Origin of the sequence: Pseudomonas sp. 37 R 15 (assembly GCF_900004865.1) — a bacterium.
Taxonomy (GTDB): Bacteria; Pseudomonadota; Gammaproteobacteria; order Pseudomonadales; family Pseudomonadaceae; genus Aquipseudomonas; species Aquipseudomonas fluorescens_AM.
The window spans coordinates 37,445-54,591 of sequence record NZ_CVTV01000060.1 but is presented as its reverse complement, the minus strand read 5'-3'; the positions used below and the strand labels follow the sequence as shown (position 1 = coordinate 54,591).

Genomic DNA, 17,147 nt, shown 5'->3' with positions numbered 1-17,147 from the left:
TGTGCCTTGAATACAACAATAACAAGACAGGAATGACTTCCCATGGACTTCAAACGCACCTTGCTCGCCGCCACACTCGTCGCCCTCAGCAGCGCCGCCCACGCGCTGGAAATCAAATTTGCCGACATCCACCCCGCCGGCTACCCCACGGTCGTCGCCGAAGAAAACATGGGCAAAGCCCTGACCAAAGAAAGTAACGGCGAACTGACCTTCAAGTACTTCCCGGGCGGCGTGCTGGGCTCTGAAAAGGAAGTGGTCGAACAGGCCCAGGTCGGCGCCGTGCAGATGACCCGCGTCAGCCTCGGCATCGTCGGCCCGGTGGTGCCCGACGTCAACGTGTTCAACCTGCCCTTCGTGTTCCGTGACCAGGCGCACATGCGCAAAGTCATCGACGGCGAGATTGGCGACGAGATCCTTGCCAAGATCACCAATTCCGAGTTCGGCCTGGTGGCCCTGGCCTGGATGGACGGCGGCACGCGCAACCTCTACACCAAGAAACCGGTGCGCAAGATCGAAGACCTCAAGGGCATGAAGATTCGCGTACAGGGCAACCCGCTGTTCATCGATGCGTTCAACGCGATGGGCGCCAACGGCATCGCCATGGACACCGGCGAGATTTTCAGCGCCTTGCAGACCGGTGTGATCGACGGCGCGGAAAACAACCCGCCGACGCTGCTCGAGCACAACCACTACCAGAACGCCAAGTACTACACCCTCACCGAGCACCTGATCCTGCCCGAACCCATCGTGATGTCGAAAATCACCTGGAACAAGCTCACCCCCGCGCAACAGGACATGGTCAAAAAGGCCGCCAAGGCCGCCCAGGCCGACGAGCGCGTGTTGTGGGACGCCAAGTCCGCCAGCAGTGAAGAGAAACTCAAGAAGGCCGGGGTCGAGTTCATCACTGTCGACAAAAAACCCTTCTATGACGCCACCGCGCAGGTTCGCGCCAAGTACGGCGCGCCTTACGCCGACATCATCAAGCGTATCGACGCCGTTCAGTAACGCCCTCCTCCCAAACAAAGCCCGGCGCGGTCCGCTGCTTCAGCGAGCCGCGCCCGGTTACGGTGAACGCCATGAAGAATCTACTGCTGCGCATCAATGACCGCATTTACATGACCTGCATCTGGGTCGCCGGTCTCTCGGTACTCGGGGTCGCACTGATCATTCCCTGGGGCATTTTCGCCCGCTACATCCTCGGCACCGGCTCAAGCTGGCCGGAGCCCACCGCCATCCTGCTGATGCTGGTGTTCACCTTCGTCGGCGCCGCCGCCAGCTACCGCGCCGGTGCACATATGTCGGTGGCCATGGTCACCGACCGCCTGCCTGCCACCCAACGCCGCGTCGTCAGTATTGTTTCGCAATTGTTGATGGGCAGCATCTGTCTGTTCATGACGATCTGGGGCACCAAGCTGTGCCTGTCCACCTGGAACCAGTTCATGAGCGCCATCCCCACCCTGCGCGTCGGCATCACCTATATGCCGATCCCGATTGGCGGCTTGCTGACCCTGATCTTCGTGATGGAGAAACTGCTGCTGGGCGACCAGAGCAAGCGGCGCGTGGTGCGCTTGGACCTGGTAGAAGAAAGCGAAGGGGCCGCCTGATATGGACGCATTGATTCTGTTGGGCAGTTTTATCGCCTTGATCCTGATCGGCATGCCGGTGGCCTACGCCCTGGGCTTGTCGGCGTTGATCGGCGCCTGGTGGATCGACATCCCGTTCCAGGCCCTGATGATCCAGGTGGCGGGCGGCGTGAACAAGTTTTCGCTGATGGCGATCCCGTTCTTCGTGCTGGCCGGCGCGATCATGGCCGAGGGCGGCATGTCGCGGCGGCTGGTGGCGTTTGCCGGGGTGCTGGTGGGTTTTGTGCGCGGCGGTCTGTCCCTGGTCAACATCATGGCCTCGACCTTTTTCGGCGCGATCTCCGGCTCGTCGGTGGCCGATACCGCGTCGGTGGGTTCGGTGCTGATTCCGGAGATGGAACGCCGCGGCTACCCCAGGGAGTTTGCAACAGCCGTGACGGTCAGCGGTTCGGTGCAGGCGCTGTTGACGCCGCCCAGCCATAACTCGGTGCTCTACTCCCTGGCGGCGGGCGGCACGGTGTCCATCGCTTCGCTGTTCATGGCCGGCGTGGTGCCGGGCTTGTTGATGAGCGCGTGCCTGATGGTGCTGTGCCTGATCTTCGCGAAAAAGCGCGACTATCCCAAAGGCGAAGTCATCCCCTTGAGGCAGGCGCTGAAGATCGCCGCAGACGCGCTCTGGGGCCTGATGGCCATGGTGATCATCCTCGGCGGCATCCTGTCGGGTATCTTCACCGCCACCGAGTCGGCCGCGATTGCGGTGCTGTGGGCGTTCTTCGTGACCATGTTCATCTACCGCGACTACAAATGGCGCGAGCTGCCCAAGCTGATGCACCGCACGGTGCGCACCATTTCCATCGTGATGATCCTGATCGCCTTCGCCGCCAGCTTCGGCTACATCATGACCCTGATGCAGATCCCGGCGAAGATCACCACGCTGTTTTTGACCCTGTCGGACAACCGCTACGTGATCCTGATGTGCATCAACGCCATGCTGCTGTTGCTTGGCACGGTGATGGACATGGCGCCGCTGATCCTGATTCTCACGCCGATCCTGCTGCCGGTGGTGCTCGGCATCGGCGTCGACCCGGTGCACTTCGGCATGATCATGCTGGTCAACCTCGGGATTGGCCTGATCACCCCGCCGGTGGGCGCGGTGCTGTTCGTGGGCGCGGCGGTGGGCAAGGTCAGCATCGAGAAGACCGTGAAGGCGCTGCTGCCGTTTTATGCGGTGCTGTTCCTGGTGCTGATGGCGGTGACTTACATTCCGGCACTGTCGCTGTGGTTGCCCAGCGTGGTGCTGTAACACCAATCTCAAGAACACAGGTGCTTGAATGTGGGAGGGGGCTTGCCCCCGATAGCAGTGGGTCAGTCTGAGCATCTTTGACTGAAACACCGCAATCGGGGGCAAGCCCCCTCCCACCTGTCGGGCAGCGCTGTTTTTACTATTTCCATGCGGCAGGTCGATCGTGTCTTTGAACTTCGTTGAGCTTAGGGATCCATTCACCCATCTGGTACTCGCGCCCGCCATCGGCGGCAGTCTCGTGAACTGGACGGTACGCGCCACCGGCCAACCGCTGTTGCGCCACAGCGATGAGCAGGCGATCAATACCGGGCTGCCGGGCAAGCTGGGCTGCTACCCGTTGGCACCCTGGTCCAACCGAATCGCCCACGGCGGCTTCGATAACCCCGACGGCTGGCTGGCCCTCAAGCCCAACAGCCACACTGACCCGCTGCCGATTCACGGCTCGGCCTGGCAACAGGCGTGGCAGGTGAGCCGCCAGACCGCAGATGAAGTGGTGTTGCAGGTACTCTGCGATGCACCGTTCGCGTACCGCGCCGAGCAACGGTTTCGGTTGCGCGACGGTGTGCTGACGATTGAATTACGCGTGACTCATCTGGGCAAAAACGCAGCATGGCATGGGCTGGGATTGCACCCGTATTTTCCACGACGTCAGGGTACGCGGTTGCAGGCCAAGGCATCGCAGGTGTGGTTGAGCGATGCGGCCAAACTGCCGACGCAATTGGCGGCGGTACCGGAGGATTGGGATTTCAGGCAAACCGGAACGCTGCCGCAAAGCCTGGTGGACAATGGCTTTTGTGGCTGGGATGGGCACTGCCTGATCGAGCAACCAGAGCTTGGTCATACCCTTGAATGCCAGGCCACCGGCGCCGATTACTTCCTGCTGTATTGCCCGCCGGGGTTGGGGTTTTTCTGCATCGAGCCGGTAAGTCATCCGGTAAATGCCCATCACCTGCCGGGCAGGCCTGGCCTCAAACTGCTGGAGCAAGGCCAGTCAACCCAACTCAGTTTCAACCTGAAATACACTCCACATGTGGGAGGGGGCTTGCCCCCGATGGCGGTGTGACAGTCACTGCAAATATGACTGATCCATTGCCATCGGGGGCAAGCCCCCTCCCACAGTTTGCTCCCTGTTGTGTCAGGGTCAGGGGGGTGAGTTTTTAAGGCGCCCGGCGGTATCAATACTCACCACCACCGACAACCCCGGCCGCAACCGTTCACTCTCGGCCTGGTCAGGGTCCACGGTGATTCGCACCGGCACGCGCTGGGCGATCTTGACGAAGTTGCCGGTGGCGTTGTCCGCCTGCAACAGGCTGAACTCCGAGCCGGTCGCCGGGGAAATATGCTGCACCGTGCCGTGAAACCTGCGGTGGTTCAGCGCATCCACGGTGAAGGTCACCGGCTGGCCGACCTGCACATTGTCCATCTGGGTTTCTTTCATATTGGCAATCACCCACAACTGCTTGGGCACCAGCGCCATCAACTGCGCGCCGGAGTTGACGTAGGCCCCCAGGCGCACGCCAATCTGCCCCAACTGGCCATCCCGGGGTGCGGTAATGCGGGTGTTGGACAGGTCGATCCGCGCCAATTCCACCGCCGCCTCCGCACTGGCCACCGCCGCCTCCAGGGAGCCGCGATTGACGATCACCGTTTGCAGGTCCTGCCGCGCGATTTCCAGGCTGGCCTGGGCCTGGGCCACGGCTGCCACCGTCTGGGCATTGGCGGCGCGGGTCACGTCCAGCTCCCGCTTGGACACCGAGCCGTCGCTGATCAATTCTTCATTGCGGCGCAGGTCGGCGGTGCTTTTGCGCGCCTGCGCCTGGCTGTCGACCAAGGCGGCCTGGCGCAGCTTGATGGTCGCTTCGGCGCTGTTGCGTTGCTGCACCACATTGGCCAGCGAAGCCTTCTGCACCGCCAGTTGCGCCAGGGCCTGGTCCAGGCGCTGCTTGTAGATGCGATCATCGAGGCGCACCAGCAGGTCACCGGCTTTCACATACTGGAAATCCTGCACCGCCACTTCGAATACGTAGCCGCTGAGCTGCGGGCCGATGATCGTCACCTGCCCACGCACCAAGGCGTTTTCGGTGGTTTCCACGGCGCTGCTGAACGGCGGCAGTTGCCACGCATACAGCACGATCAGCACGCCGACGATGGCAACGGCGGCAAAGCCCAGGGACGAAAGGATGCGTACCCGCAATGAACGCGGTTCGGTCACGGCGGCGCCCGGTGGCGTGGCGCCCTCGGGCGTGGAAGCGATGGCGTTGGTGGTCGTGGTCGTGGGTTCGGTCATGAAGAGGCGCCGACAGGTTGAACGGGAGGGGTTGCTGCTTTGGTGGTGCTCATCAGCCACAGGCTACGGATAAAGATCCAGATCATGGTCAGGATCGCGATAATCGCAATCAGCATGAAGACATCGTTGTACGCCATGACGTTCGCCTCACGGGTGGCCGCCGTGGCCAGGCTGCGAATGCCCATAAGGTTGCGCAGTTCCGGGTCGGCGACGATACCGCCATAGGCCGAACCGCCACTCTGTACCCGCGCCGCCACACGCGGGTCGAGCAAGGTCAGGTGCTCGACGATCATGCTCGAGTGGTACTTCTCGCGCACGATCTGGAAAGTGCCGAGCAATGCCGCCCCGATCAGGCCGCCGAGGTTCTGGCAAATCCCGAACATCACCGAAAAACTCACCAGGTTGCGCGGGTTGGTCAATACGTTCTTGGTGCCCAGCACCATGGTCGGCCCGAGAAAGAAGGTCCCGCCGAAGCCTAGCAGGAACTGGCTGATATACAGGTTCTGCGGCCGCGTCAGGTTGCTGGAAAAACTGTCCATCACCGACCCGGTCGCCATCAGCGCCAGGGAAATGATCAGCGGCATCAACAGATGCGCCGGGTTGATCGTCAAGGCGCTGACCACCAGCCCGGCAATCGCTCCGGCCAGCATCACCACGTACAAGGTGTGCATCTGCTGGTAACTCATGTTCAGCATCTGCATGAAACCCACTGCGCCCGTGGATTGTTCAGACAGCACCATCCGAATCAGGATCACCGCCAAGGCCAGGCGAATCATGGTGCCGCTGCCCAGCCAGCGCGTCATCAGCAGCGGGTTGGCGCGGTTATGCTCGATGGTCAACCCGGCCATGATCAGCACCAGCGAACAGGCCGAGGCGATGCCGATCCAGGGCGCTTCCAGCCACCAGTCGATGCGGCCCAGGGACAACACCGCGCAGAGCAGGGCGACGCCGGTGGCCAGGATCGCGAAGGTGAGGAAGTCGAGTTTTTCGAAGGTCTTGAACCGGTCGCCGGGCGGCAATTTCAGCAGAAACACACAGCCCAGGCAGATCAGCGCCAGGCCCAGCTCGAACAGGTACAAGCCACGCCACTCGGCGATTTGCAGCAAATCCTCGGAGAACAGCCGCGCCAGGGGCAACGCCAGCTGCGCGGTGCCCAGCCCCAGCACCAGGGCTTTGAGACGCCACTTGGCCGGGAACGCCTGGATCATGTAGTACAAGCCCAACGAACTCAGCGCCGCCCCCACCATGCCGTGGGCCGCCCGCACGGCGATGGCCGAGTTGAGGTCGTTGACGAACAAGTGGCCGAAAGTCACCAGCGCATACAGCACCAGGAACACTTCGGTAAACGCCCGCAAGCCGAACTGCTGACGGAATTTCACCAGCAGCAGGTTCATGCACACGTTGGTCATCACATAGGCGGCGGGCAGCCAGGCCATTTCCGCCGTGGTCGCGCCCAGGGCGCCTTGCAGGTATTGCAGGTTGGCGATGACCAGGGCGTTGCCCAAGCCACCGGTGATTGCCACCAGCACACCCACCAGCGCAAACAGCCAGCGTTTGTGGGTGGGGTGCAACGGCGTCGACGGTGAACCGGGCAGGCTCGGCCGCTCGTGGGGTTGCCAGGTGTGGGGGGTGTATTTATCCATTCGGTGACCTTGATGAACCGACGTGCAAGGCCGGTGAAGCCGCTACTCAGGGCGCAGTGAACCTGAGCAGCGTTTATCTTGCCATGCCAAGGGCGCAATTGCTCCTCAGACGGGCACCGAGCACTTGAACTCAGCTATCAGGATCCGGCTTGATCGCGATATCAGGCACCGGTTCATAGAACGGGCCATAGTCCAGCAGCAATTCATCACCTTTCTTGATGTCTTTGAGCGCCACATAGAACGTCAGGTTTTTCCCGACTGCGATGGACACCACATTGTTGGACTGCCACACCGGCCCGTTACGCAGTTGCGAGGTATTGATCAGGCTCAGGGTGTTACCCGTGTGCAGCCCACTGACCGTGCGCGTTCCCGAACGTGTACCGAACAGGTAGGTCAGCACAGCTCGCGAGCCTTGCTTGCGTTGCTCCTGGAACAGCGACGCCTCGTCCGCATGGTATTTGCCCGCATACGGGCCAAGCACTTCGAACTGGGGAATGTCACGCCGCGCCCACACCGAAGCGCCGCGAGCCGGCCCGCCATCGTCGAGCACTGTGACCACCTCCATAGCCTCCTCAAACCGAGACTGGTGTTGACCTTCGGTGCTCAGCCAGTTCTTGATCGACGCCTTGATTTGCGCTGAAACGCGTGCCTTTGTCGGGCTATCAAGCCCGTCCAGCACGCCATTCCAATGGGCAATACGGATGTCATCGACAGGGCCCTCAAGTGTTTGGGTCAAGCTGAGCCTGGGGTTCACCGGGTCCTGCAGAATCGGCAGCGTATTGTCGATCTGATGACGAGGCAGTGGGGCAGTAACATTGGGTTCAACTTTTATAACGACGACGTCCGACGATGAGCCAGAGGTGTGTTCGCTCTGTGGCGTGTCGGTGGGCTTGTCCAGGTCCGAAGATTTCGGCGGCGGCGGATCCAGAGGGTCTTGCGCAGGCCGTTTGCGTGTCGTACCCGCAGCAGGTTGCTCGGACGCGGGGGGGTGCTCGGTGGTTTGCCCTGCCCGATTGAGGCGTTGCACGGTCGCCTCCTTTAACGAACCGTCGACTTTAACGTGCTGGCTCCAAGTGTTTGGGTTGAGCCCATGTTGGCTCAAGAACTGCGACTGTGTGACTGAATTGTTCGGTTGAGCCAACAGCTCGCGCCACTGGCGTAAATAGTCATCGGTCAGCGCGGTATAGGTGCGACCAGCTGCCCTGTTCAACAACGCTTCACCGGGCGGCCCCAGGCCGCCATCCTGCCGTGCACAATTTTTGAAGGTACTCGGATTGAGGTGATAATGACCGGCAAACCCGTTCATGGTCATGGCGTCACGCGCCTGCTGTGTCTTGCTTTGCCAATCACGAATATGTGTTTCAGTCAGCGTCTTGAAAGGTGTGTTGACCGCGCGGTCGCGCACGATCTTGCCGGTATCGCTCAACTGGCCGTCGGCTTGCACGTAGTAGGCAAAGGTTTTCGGCGGCAGGTTCCTCTGTTGGGCAAAGTGCTCACGGGTAATGCTTTGCTGTTGGGCGGGCGACAACGCTTCCCACTCGCGTAGATGTTCGGCAGTGATTAGCTGCTTGCGTGGCTGCGTCTGGAACGTGGGGGCAAGCGCAGCGTTTTGCTCCACTGGATTGAGACGTTCCACGGCCGCGCCTTTCAAGGAACCATCCTTTTTAACGAAGCGACTCCAACTGGCTGGACTGAGCCTGTGTTGGCTGATGAACTGCTCTTGTGTCACTGAGTTGTTCGGTTGCGCGAAGAGCGTGCGCCACTGCTGTAAATGCTCATCGGTAATCACCTCGTAGGCCGTACCTGCAGCAACCCTACCCAACAGTTCCCTGCCCTGTGGCCCCAGGCCGCCATCGGCCCGCACGTAATTTTTCAGCGTATGGCTATTAAGGTGATGATGACCGGCAAACCCCTCCAAGGTCATCGCGCTACGCTCCTGCTGTGTCATGCCTCGCCAGCTATGCAGATGCACTTGGGTCACCTTATTGAAGGGTGTGTCAGCGGGCCGGTTACGTATGATCAAGCCGGTTTCGCTGAGTCGACCGTCAACATCTTTCACGCAGTACTCAAACGCCCTCCAGGGCAGTTGATGCTGTCGGGCAAAGCCCCTGGGGGTAAGTCTTATTTGTTCCTGGCGGGACAATGCTTCCCACGCCCGCAAATGTTCAGCGCTAATCTGCCTCCCTCCACCGGCTGCCCCCAGGCGTTGCCATTGATCCCCCTGTATGTGCTGGACCACCAACTCGGTTTGCCGGTTGTTGTGATAAACCCGTGCCTGCACAACGCCCTCTTCCGTGCGAGTGACCTGCCGGACCTCGTACACCGCTGTTTCACCGTTGCTGTCGGTGTGGCGTATATGCGAAAGATGCCCATCGGTTGCCACATACACGCCCTGATTGTTGCGTGAGAGCCCGGCGATGGTGGAGGCTGGCATCTTGTAGTGACCGAACAGCTCATGGCTCAGCGCGTCCGCTTCATCGACGTGCGCAACGCCCACCTTGCCGGCGACCGCCTGCGTCGTGGGCGCAAAACCATCGAGCGGGCTGCCATAAGGCCGCATCGTGTCGCCATCAAAAGCATACCAATGGCCGCTCTTGAGCACTGCAGCCCCTTCCACCGTCTGGTCGACCCCCTTCACGATGCCCGTTGCTGCGGCGTCGTACTGTTTACTCACTGCCTTCAACACATCGTAACTGGCACTGGCGCCCCTGAACCGGTTGACAGCTTTGGCGCCTTTGGACAGCAGATAAAGACCGCCATTGCCCACAAGCTTGGGCAGATCACTCAAGCCCCCCAGGGGGTTGAGCACGTCAATGGTTGCCACGCCGATGACCTTGGCCGCCCACAACGCCTTGACGCCGGTGGACAGCGCAGTCCGGCCGATCTTGAGTAGTTTTCCTGCGGTGGCAGTGCCAGCGGTAAGAAACCCGAATACATCCAGCAAGAGATCGAATGTGCCCGCGCCGGACTGGCCGTTCTGAAAATTGACAATGGCGGACCTGAAGGGGATCAGGTTCAGCAAAAACTCGCTCAACTGTGCGTTCGCCTTGTCCAAGCTTGTCTGTCCGCGGGCTTGTTCTTTGATAGCCGGATCGTCGAGTGCCAAGTGCTGGACAAACGCCCTGGCAATCGCTTCGGACCGATGGCTGGTGAAACTATTCAATAGTGAATTATTCGAAGGGCGCTCACGACCCAGATCATCTGCTGAATAACGGGGCGTGAGCGCTTTGGTTGTAGAAACGTTTTTGCCGTCCCTGACCTCCTTGACCACCGCTTTGGACAGGGACGCCTTTTCAATCGTGCCTTTATTGAAATCGATTACATAGGCTTGGGACGTGCCCTGCAGCTCGGTTTTGACCAGCAGCCCCGGTTTATTTTGAGCGTATGTATTATTGAAATGACCATCCATGACATACGAGCCTTCCTGGAAAAAGCTGATTGTCCCCAATTCGAAGTTCTTTCGATCCGCCAATGGCAGTTGCGAAATCATGTGCCTGACCGTTGTATTGACGGCGGCCTTTTTTTCCTCGATTGCGCGGTTGAACTGCCTGTCGAATTCAGCCGGCACGCCAAACTGCGGGTTGGCGTTCAACATCGTCAGCACCCTGCGCAGGTCACCCGACTCAAGCGAGCTGCTGGGCTCATGCGCCTTGAAGGGTCTGGGTTCGAGCCAGTCGTTCATGGCGACATCCAGTAGCGAAATCCCTCCCCCTTCAATCACCACGTAACGCTGATCAACAGCGAATACTTTTTCTTCGAAAAACGCGCCCAGGTCGCCAAACCGTTCCTTGAGTTTGGTCAGTGCGATCTCTTTTCGTGTGGGTAATGCTTTGTCCAGTGCCTGAGAGGCAGATAGCCGGGTGTCAAGTTGCGCGTTGAAGGCGGTTCTTGCCGATTCGAGGTGTGCGGGGAGGTAGTTGTCATTGCTTCTTTTTGTGAGCACTCCATTGGCGATTGCCCAGTCCAGCAAAGCAGCCATTTGTGCTGTGTGGGTGATCGCAGGGTCAACCAGCCACGCCTTTTCGGCCTCGCGCATGACCTGGGCAAACGTCATGCCGAGGACTTTGCCCGGTGTCTGCGCCTCGATCGTCATGGCTGCAATCGTCAGGCTGGCCCATGCCTGGCTGCCGATCTTCACACTTGGGGGAATGTCTTTAATCAGAAACTGCGGGGCCGAGCGGGCCAGCAACAGGTATGCCCCCACCTTTGCAAGCGCAGCGCTGGTTCTGCCTGAGCTGCTCAAGTGTTCGGCCAGGGCATCCCCAACTGCAGAGGGGTGGCGGCCCCAATGTTTGTCACTGGCCAGATCGAAGCCGGCTATTTTGTTGCGATCAGGGGCGGTAATCGACTCAGGATCCATCTGCAGTGCGATCCCCGCCAACAAGTAGTCCGTTGCGCTACTCTCGTTGTCGATGCCTTGCATTCTTTGCTGCAGCGCCTTGCCCATCCGTTGCCCCTGGGGGGAGCGCACTAGCGCCTCGATTATTTTGGCAGGGTCGTTCTGCGCGGACGCTGGCAATGGCTGACGATACCGCAAGAACTCCAGCACACCGCCCTTGGTTTGCATCACCAAAGGCTGGTCGCCCAGAGGGTGTTCGTGATTCATCGTGATAAGACGCAAGCGCCGTTGTTCGTCTGCGCTCAAGGGTATCGGCCAGGACAGCGCCCCGCCCAGATTACCCAGCGCAGGGCCTGGGCTAACGGGGGTGGCCAACCTATCGAGTTCTTCGTTGACCGGCGCTGACTGATTGCCGGGCGCCAGTACCGGCGGTGAGGAAAAGCGCTGTGCAGGGGGAATGGAGGTCATGAGCGATGTCTATCCGTAGTCAAAAAATCATCCTGGCGTTTGCCGTGCTCACTGGGTGTTAAAACCCAATCAGCAGGTTCCTGCCCACCTACTAGATTTTGTGACTGCCGCAATGCACGGCGATCTTACGAGTCGCCGGCACAGAGTCAGATCAACGCGTTGAACAACATTCCAATCGCCACTACTACACACAGGCTGGCAAACCCCACCTGCAAGCTGCGGGCGGGAATCACCGAACACAGACGCCGTCCCGCTAGCATCCCGACGATACTCGCGCCAATGAACGCCCAGCCCACCGGCTCGATGCTCACGCCGGCGTGAAAGGCCCCCGCCACGCCGATCAGCGACAGCAGGCTGACCACCATCAACGAGGTCGCGACGATCCCGCGCATCTGCACATCGGTGAGTTGCTTGAACGCCGGCACAATCAGAAAACCGCCGCCCACGCCGAGCAACCCCGAGACCGCGCCCGTCACCGCGCCCAATGCAGCCAGGGTCACAGTGCATTTGGCGGTCCAGGCCAGGCGCCCGGTCTGCTGGTTGAGCATGCAGTTTTTCTGGCCCCAGGAGGCGGCGCCATGGTCACTCGGCCCAGCCTGGACCTTTTCGCGCTGCAACATGCGCCAGGCCACCAGCACCATCAATGCACTGAACAGGCCCATCAGCACCGGCTCCGACAGTTGATGGGCGACGAACACCCCCAACGGCGAAAACAGCGCGCCCAGCAACGCGATCAATAACGCCGCGCGGTAACGCACCAAACCATGGCGCAGGCCGTCGATCGCGCCTACCGCCGCGGCTGCGCCCACCGCGAGCAATGACACCGGCGCGGCCTGAGTCATCGTCAACCCCAGGCCCAACACCAGCGCCGGCACTCCGAGAATGCCGCCGCCCGCGCCGGTCAGGCCCATGACCAGGCCCATCAATACACCCAATACACTGGCCAGCAGCATTCAGTCCACCTTGCTCAGGCGGGTCAGCCACTCGCGGCCCTTGAGCATGCCGTTCCAGTAGAACCACGGCAGCAATGTGGCCTTGAGGAACCACATCGAGCGACGCGCCTGGGTGGGGTCCAGGGGAAAGGTCGGCAGCAGCTTGCCGCCGTAACCGAACTCCGCCAGCACTACCTTGCCCTTCTCCACCGTCAGCGGGCAGGAGCCATAGCCGTCGTACTTGAGCGGCAGCGGTGCCTGTTTGCGCAGGGCCAGCAGGTTTTCAGCGACCACCACGATCTGCTTGCGCACCGCCGCCGCGGTCTTGGCGTTGGCGGTGCCGCACACGTCTCCCAGGCCGAAGATGTTCGGATAGCGCAGGTGCTGCAGGCTGTGGGGGTGCACTTCGCACCAGCCGGCGGTGTCGGCCAGCGGGCTATGCCGGATAAAATCCGGGGCGACTTGCGGCGGGACCACATGCAGCAGGTCAAACACTTTTTCGACGACGCTGACGTTGCCTTCGGCGTCCTTGACTTCAAACCAGGCCTTGCCTGCCGGGCCATCGACCTTGATCAGGTTGGCATTGAACGCCAGGCGCGCGTTGTATTTCTCGACGTACTTCATCAACGGCGGCACAAACGTTGGCACACCAAACAGCGCGGCACCGGCCAGGTTGAATTCAACCTCGATGTTTTTCAGGCTGCCCTGCTTGAGCCAGTGATCGCAGGACAGGTACATGGCCTTCTGCGGCGCACCGGCGCATTTGATCGGCATGGCCGGCTGGGTGAAGAGCGCCTTGCCACCCTTGAGGTGCTGCACCAGTTGCCAGGTATAGGCCGCGTGTTCGTAGCTATAGTTGGAGGTGACGCCGTGGCGACCGAGGGTCTCCTGCAGGCCCTCGATCTTTTCCCACGCCAGGCGCAGGCCGGGGCACACAATCAGGTTTTTCCAAGTGACGCGCTGGCCGCTGTCGAGCACAAGGGTTTGCTCGTCAGGCAATAACTCGCTGACGGCGGCCTGGACCCAGGTGACACCATTGGGCAGTACGTCGGCCAGCGGGCGCCGGGTCTTTTGCAGGTCATAGGCGCCGCCGCCCACCAGGGTCCAGGCGGGTTGATAGCAATGGAAGTCGTTGGGTTCGATCAGGATGAGGTTCAGTTGCGGGTCGCGCTTGAGCAGGCTGGCCAGCAGGCCGATGCCTGCCGAGCCGCCGCCGATGACGACGATATCGCCACTGATGGTGGGTCCCCAGTGTTGTTCGGTCATTGTCTACTGCCTTTTTGGAGTCAATGCACACAAGGGTCGCTGCCGGATGGCGTCACGCCCAGCTTTTTATGACCGCGCCGCAGTACAGGCCGGACAGGGTCTTCATCACTTGAATCACTTCATGGCTGGCCAGCCCGTAGAAGATGTATTTACCTTCCCGACGGGTGGCGACCAACCCTTCGTCCCGCAGGATGCCCAACTGTTGTGACAACGTGGGCTGGCGCACGCCAGTCTGGGCTTCCAGCTCGCCGACGTTGCGCTCGCCCAGGGTCAACTGGCAAAGGATCAACAAGCGATCTTCATTGGCCAGGGCCTTGAGCAAGGAACAGGCCTTGGACGCCGATGCACGCAACTGGGCGACCTCGCCCTCACTCAATGTAGATTCCATTTGCCTCGGCTCCTTTAACTCACTTAAGCTCAAAACATTATGTTTAAACGTAAACTGATTGTAACCACTTTTTTCTTCATCGGGGATAGCCGCCATGCCAGCGTTGATTCAAGCCTTTCTGGACGAGGCATCGTCGACCTACACCTATGTGGTCTATGAAGCCGACGGCGGCCCGTGCGCCATCGTCGATTCGGTGCTCAACTACGACCCGGCCTCCGGGCGCACCGATACCGCGCAGGCCGACAAGGTGATTGCCTTCGTGCGCGAGCATGGCCTGCACGTGCAGTGGCTGCTGGAAACCCACGCCCACGCCGATCACCTGTCCGCCGCGCCGTACCTGCGCCGCACCCTGGGCGGCAAGATTGCGATTGGCCAGTCCATCAGCAAGGTGCAGGGCGTATTCAAGCAGCTGTTCAATCTGGAGCCGGCGTTTCGGGTGGATGGCTCACAGTTCGATCACCTGTTCGCGCCGGATGAAATCTTTCATATCGGTGGCTTGCAGGCCCAGGCGCTGCATGTGCCCGGGCACACCCCGGCGGACATGGCCTACCTGATCGATGGCCGCCTGATCCTGGTGGGCGATACCCTGTTCATGCCCGACGTCGGCACCGCCCGCTGCGACTTCCCCGGCGGCGATGCGCGGCAGTTGTACGCGTCGATGCGCAAGCTGCTGGCGTTCCCGCCCGAGACCCAGCTGTACGTGTGTCATGACTATCCACCCGAGGGCCGCGAGGCGAAATGCCAGACCACGGTGGCTGAACAGCGCGCGCAGAATATCCATGTGCATGACGGGGTGGATGAGGCGGCGTTTGTCGCGATGCGCACCACCCGCGATGCCGGGCTGGGGATGCCGACGCTATTGTTGCCGGCGATCCAGGTGAATGTGCGGGCGGGGCATATGCCGCCAGCGGAAGACAATGGCGTCACCTACCTCAAGATCCCGCTCAACCAACTTTGAAATGCATTTAAACATGTGGGAGGGGGCTTGCCCCCTCCCACATTTTGTCCACCGTTGAATCAGGAACCGAGGCTGATGCCGTTGGCCGGCAATGGCAGCGCGGTTTTATAGCGAACTTGCTTCAAGGCAAAACTGGAGCGGATATTCGCCACCCCCGGCACCTTGGTCAGAAAATCCATCATGAAACGCTCCAGCGACTGGATCGTCGGCACCAGCACCCGGATCAGGTAATCCGGGTCGCCAGCCATCAGGTAACACTCCATCACTTCCGGCCGGTCCGAGATCGCACCTTCGAATTGCTGCAACGCCAGTTCATTCTGCTTTTCCAGGCTCACATGGATGAACACGTTGACATGCAGCCCCAGCAGATCGGCGTCCAGCAACGTGACCTGCTCGCGAATCAGGCCGTGTTCTTCCATCGCCTTGACCCGGTTGAAGCACGGCGTGGGCGACAGGTTGACCGAGCGGGCCAGGTCGGCGTTGGTGATGCGGGCATTCTCCTGCAGGGCATTGAGAATGCCGATATCGGTACGGTCCAGTTTGCGCATGAGACAAAGTCACCTGTTTATTATGTTTATGCAGATTTTTTATCCGCAAATGATCCTGAGCGCAACGAAACACAGATAAATATTCTTCTACGCCACGCCTATGATTGTTGTAGGACAAGATTTCTTCTACCCGAAGACTGACTGTCAGCTAGCGCGCCCACTACAAGAAATTCACAAGATCGAGCGTAGAAAGCCATGAACCAGCCGTATGCACCGCTGCGCCTGCACGTTCCCGAACCCTCGGGCCGTCCAGGCTGCAAGACCGACTTCACCTACCTGCGCCTGACCGACGCCGGCCTGGTACGCAAACCCGCCATCGACGTGGAACCCGCCGACACCGCCGACCTGGCCAAAGGCCTGATCCGCGTGCTCGACGACCAGGGTCAGGCGCTCGGGCCGTGGGCCGAGGGTGTCTCGGCAGACATCATGCGCAGAGGCATGCGCGCGATGCTCAAGACGCGCATCTTCGACAACCGCATGGTGGTCGCCCAGCGCCAGAAAAAAATGTCGTTCTACATGCAAAGCCTTGGCGAAGAAGCCATCGGCAGCGCCCAGGCCCTGGCCTTGAACATCGACGACATGTGCTTCCCCACCTACCGCCAGCAAAGCATCCTGATGGCCCGCGACGTGCCGCTGGTGGACCTGATCTGCCAACTGCTGTCCAACGAGCGCGACCCGCTCAAGGGCCGCCAGTTGCCCATCATGTACTCGGTCAAGGACGCGGGTTTCTTCACGATTTCCGGCAACCTTGCCACCCAGTTCGTACAGGGCGTGGGCTGGGGCATGGCCTCGGCGATCAAGGGCGATACCAAGATCGCCTCGGCCTGGATCGGCGACGGCGCCACCGCAGAATCGGACTTCCACACTGCCCTCACCTTTGCTCACGTGTACCGTGCGCCGGTGATCCTCAACGTGGTCAACAACCAGTGGGCCATTTCCACCTTCCAGGCCATTGCCGGCGGTGAAGCCACGACTTTCGCCGGACGCGGCGTCGGTTGCGGTATCGCCTCCCTGCGCGTGGACGGCAACGACTTTATCGCCGTGTACGCCGCCTCCGCCTGGGCCGCCGAGCGTGCCCGCCGCAACCTGGGGCCGACGCTGATCGAGTGGGTCACCTACCGCGCCGGTCCGCACTCCACCTCCGATGATCCGTCCAAATACCGCCCCGCCGACGACTGGAGCCATTTCCCATTGGGCGACCCGATTGCCCGTCTCAAGCAGCACCTGATCAGGATCGGCCAGTGGTCCGAAGAGGAACACGCGGCGGTCAGCGCCGAACTGGAAGCCGAAGTGGTCAAGGCGCAGAAAGAAGCCGAACAGTACGGCACCCTCGCCGGCGGCCAGATTCCAAGCGCCGCGACCATGTTCGAAGACGTCTATAAAGAGATGCCGGAGCACTTGAAGCGCCAGCGTCAAGCGTTGGGGGTGTGAC

General features: G+C 60.8%; 13 protein-coding genes. 6 read left to right on the top strand and 7 right to left on the bottom strand.

The window, feature by feature from the left end; translation table 11 throughout:
• Window positions 1–42 precede the first annotated feature (42 nt).
• The 4 genes from BFQ04_RS24615 to BFQ04_RS24600 all read left to right on the top strand — a co-directional run bounded on the left by BFQ04_RS24615 (window position 43) and on the right by BFQ04_RS24600 (window position 3,949).
• Window positions 43–1,005, top strand: coding sequence for a TRAP transporter substrate-binding protein (locus BFQ04_RS24615; RefSeq protein WP_065953029.1), 963 nt, complete (start codon window positions 43–45; stop codon window positions 1,003–1,005).
• Window positions 1,006–1,076: 71 nt separating this feature from the next.
• A complete protein-coding gene (locus BFQ04_RS24610; RefSeq protein ID WP_065953028.1) occupies window positions 1,077–1,604 on the top strand; it encodes a TRAP transporter small permease in 528 nt (175 codons plus the stop codon).
• 1 nt (window position 1,605) lies between these two features.
• Window positions 1,606–2,886: a TRAP transporter large permease gene (locus BFQ04_RS24605; RefSeq protein ID WP_065953027.1), complete on the top strand. Its 1,281-nt coding sequence runs from the start codon at window positions 1,606–1,608 to the stop codon at window positions 2,884–2,886.
• 163 nt (window positions 2,887–3,049) lie between these two features.
• A complete protein-coding gene (locus BFQ04_RS24600) occupies window positions 3,050–3,949 on the top strand; it encodes an aldose 1-epimerase (RefSeq protein WP_256544618.1) in 900 nt (299 codons plus the stop codon).
• A 78-nt stretch (window positions 3,950–4,027) separates the two neighbouring features.
• Here the strand turns inward: BFQ04_RS24600 and BFQ04_RS24595 are convergent, their stop codons facing one another.
• From BFQ04_RS24595 to BFQ04_RS24570, 6 genes are all read right to left on the bottom strand, one after another.
• Window positions 4,028–5,173 carry an HlyD family secretion protein gene (locus BFQ04_RS24595; protein WP_065953025.1) on the bottom strand — a complete coding sequence of 382 codons (1,146 nt, stop codon included), beginning with the start codon at window positions 5,171–5,173 and terminating at the stop codon, window positions 4,028–4,030.
• Window positions 5,170–6,816 (bottom strand): MFS transporter, encoded by a 1,647-nt coding sequence (locus tag BFQ04_RS24590; protein ID WP_065953024.1) that lies wholly within the window; start codon window positions 6,814–6,816, stop codon window positions 5,170–5,172. Before BFQ04_RS24590 ends, BFQ04_RS24595 begins: the two co-directional genes overlap by 4 nt.
• Before the next feature lie 130 nt (window positions 6,817–6,946).
• A complete protein-coding gene (locus BFQ04_RS24585; RefSeq protein WP_065953023.1) occupies window positions 6,947–11,623 on the bottom strand; it encodes an SET domain-containing protein-lysine N-methyltransferase in 4,677 nt (1,558 codons plus the stop codon).
• Between the two features lie 146 nt (window positions 11,624–11,769).
• Window positions 11,770–12,576 (bottom strand): sulfite exporter TauE/SafE family protein, encoded by an 807-nt coding sequence (locus BFQ04_RS24580; RefSeq protein ID WP_065953022.1) that lies wholly within the window; start codon window positions 12,574–12,576, stop codon window positions 11,770–11,772.
• Window positions 12,577–13,821, bottom strand: a complete 1,245-nt coding sequence (locus tag BFQ04_RS24575; protein WP_065953021.1) for an NAD(P)/FAD-dependent oxidoreductase — start codon at window positions 13,819–13,821, stop codon at window positions 12,577–12,579.
• 52 nt (window positions 13,822–13,873) lie between these two features.
• Entirely contained in the window at window positions 13,874–14,209 is a 336-nt protein-coding gene (locus tag BFQ04_RS24570; RefSeq protein WP_057007617.1) for an ArsR/SmtB family transcription factor, read from the bottom strand.
• Window positions 14,210–14,303: 94 nt separating this feature from the next.
• Here BFQ04_RS24570 and BFQ04_RS24565 point away from each other — a divergent pair, with 94 nt between their 5' ends.
• Window positions 14,304–15,167 carry an MBL fold metallo-hydrolase gene (locus BFQ04_RS24565; RefSeq protein WP_065953020.1) on the top strand — a complete coding sequence of 288 codons (864 nt, stop codon included), beginning with the start codon at window positions 14,304–14,306 and terminating at the stop codon, window positions 15,165–15,167.
• Window positions 15,168–15,226: 59 nt separating this feature from the next.
• Here BFQ04_RS24565 and bkdR read toward each other — a convergent pair whose 3' ends face one another.
• Window positions 15,227–15,715, bottom strand: coding sequence for a Bkd operon transcriptional regulator BkdR (bkdR, locus tag BFQ04_RS24560; RefSeq protein WP_065953019.1), 489 nt, complete (start codon window positions 15,713–15,715; stop codon window positions 15,227–15,229).
• A gap of 195 nt (window positions 15,716–15,910) precedes the next feature.
• Between bkdR and BFQ04_RS24555 the strand changes: the two genes are divergently transcribed.
• Complete coding sequence (locus tag BFQ04_RS24555; RefSeq protein ID WP_065953018.1) at window positions 15,911–17,146, top strand: 3-methyl-2-oxobutanoate dehydrogenase (2-methylpropanoyl-transferring) subunit alpha; 1,236 nt, start codon at window positions 15,911–15,913, stop codon at window positions 17,144–17,146.
• The last annotated feature ends 1 nt before the right edge of the window (window position 17,147 follow it).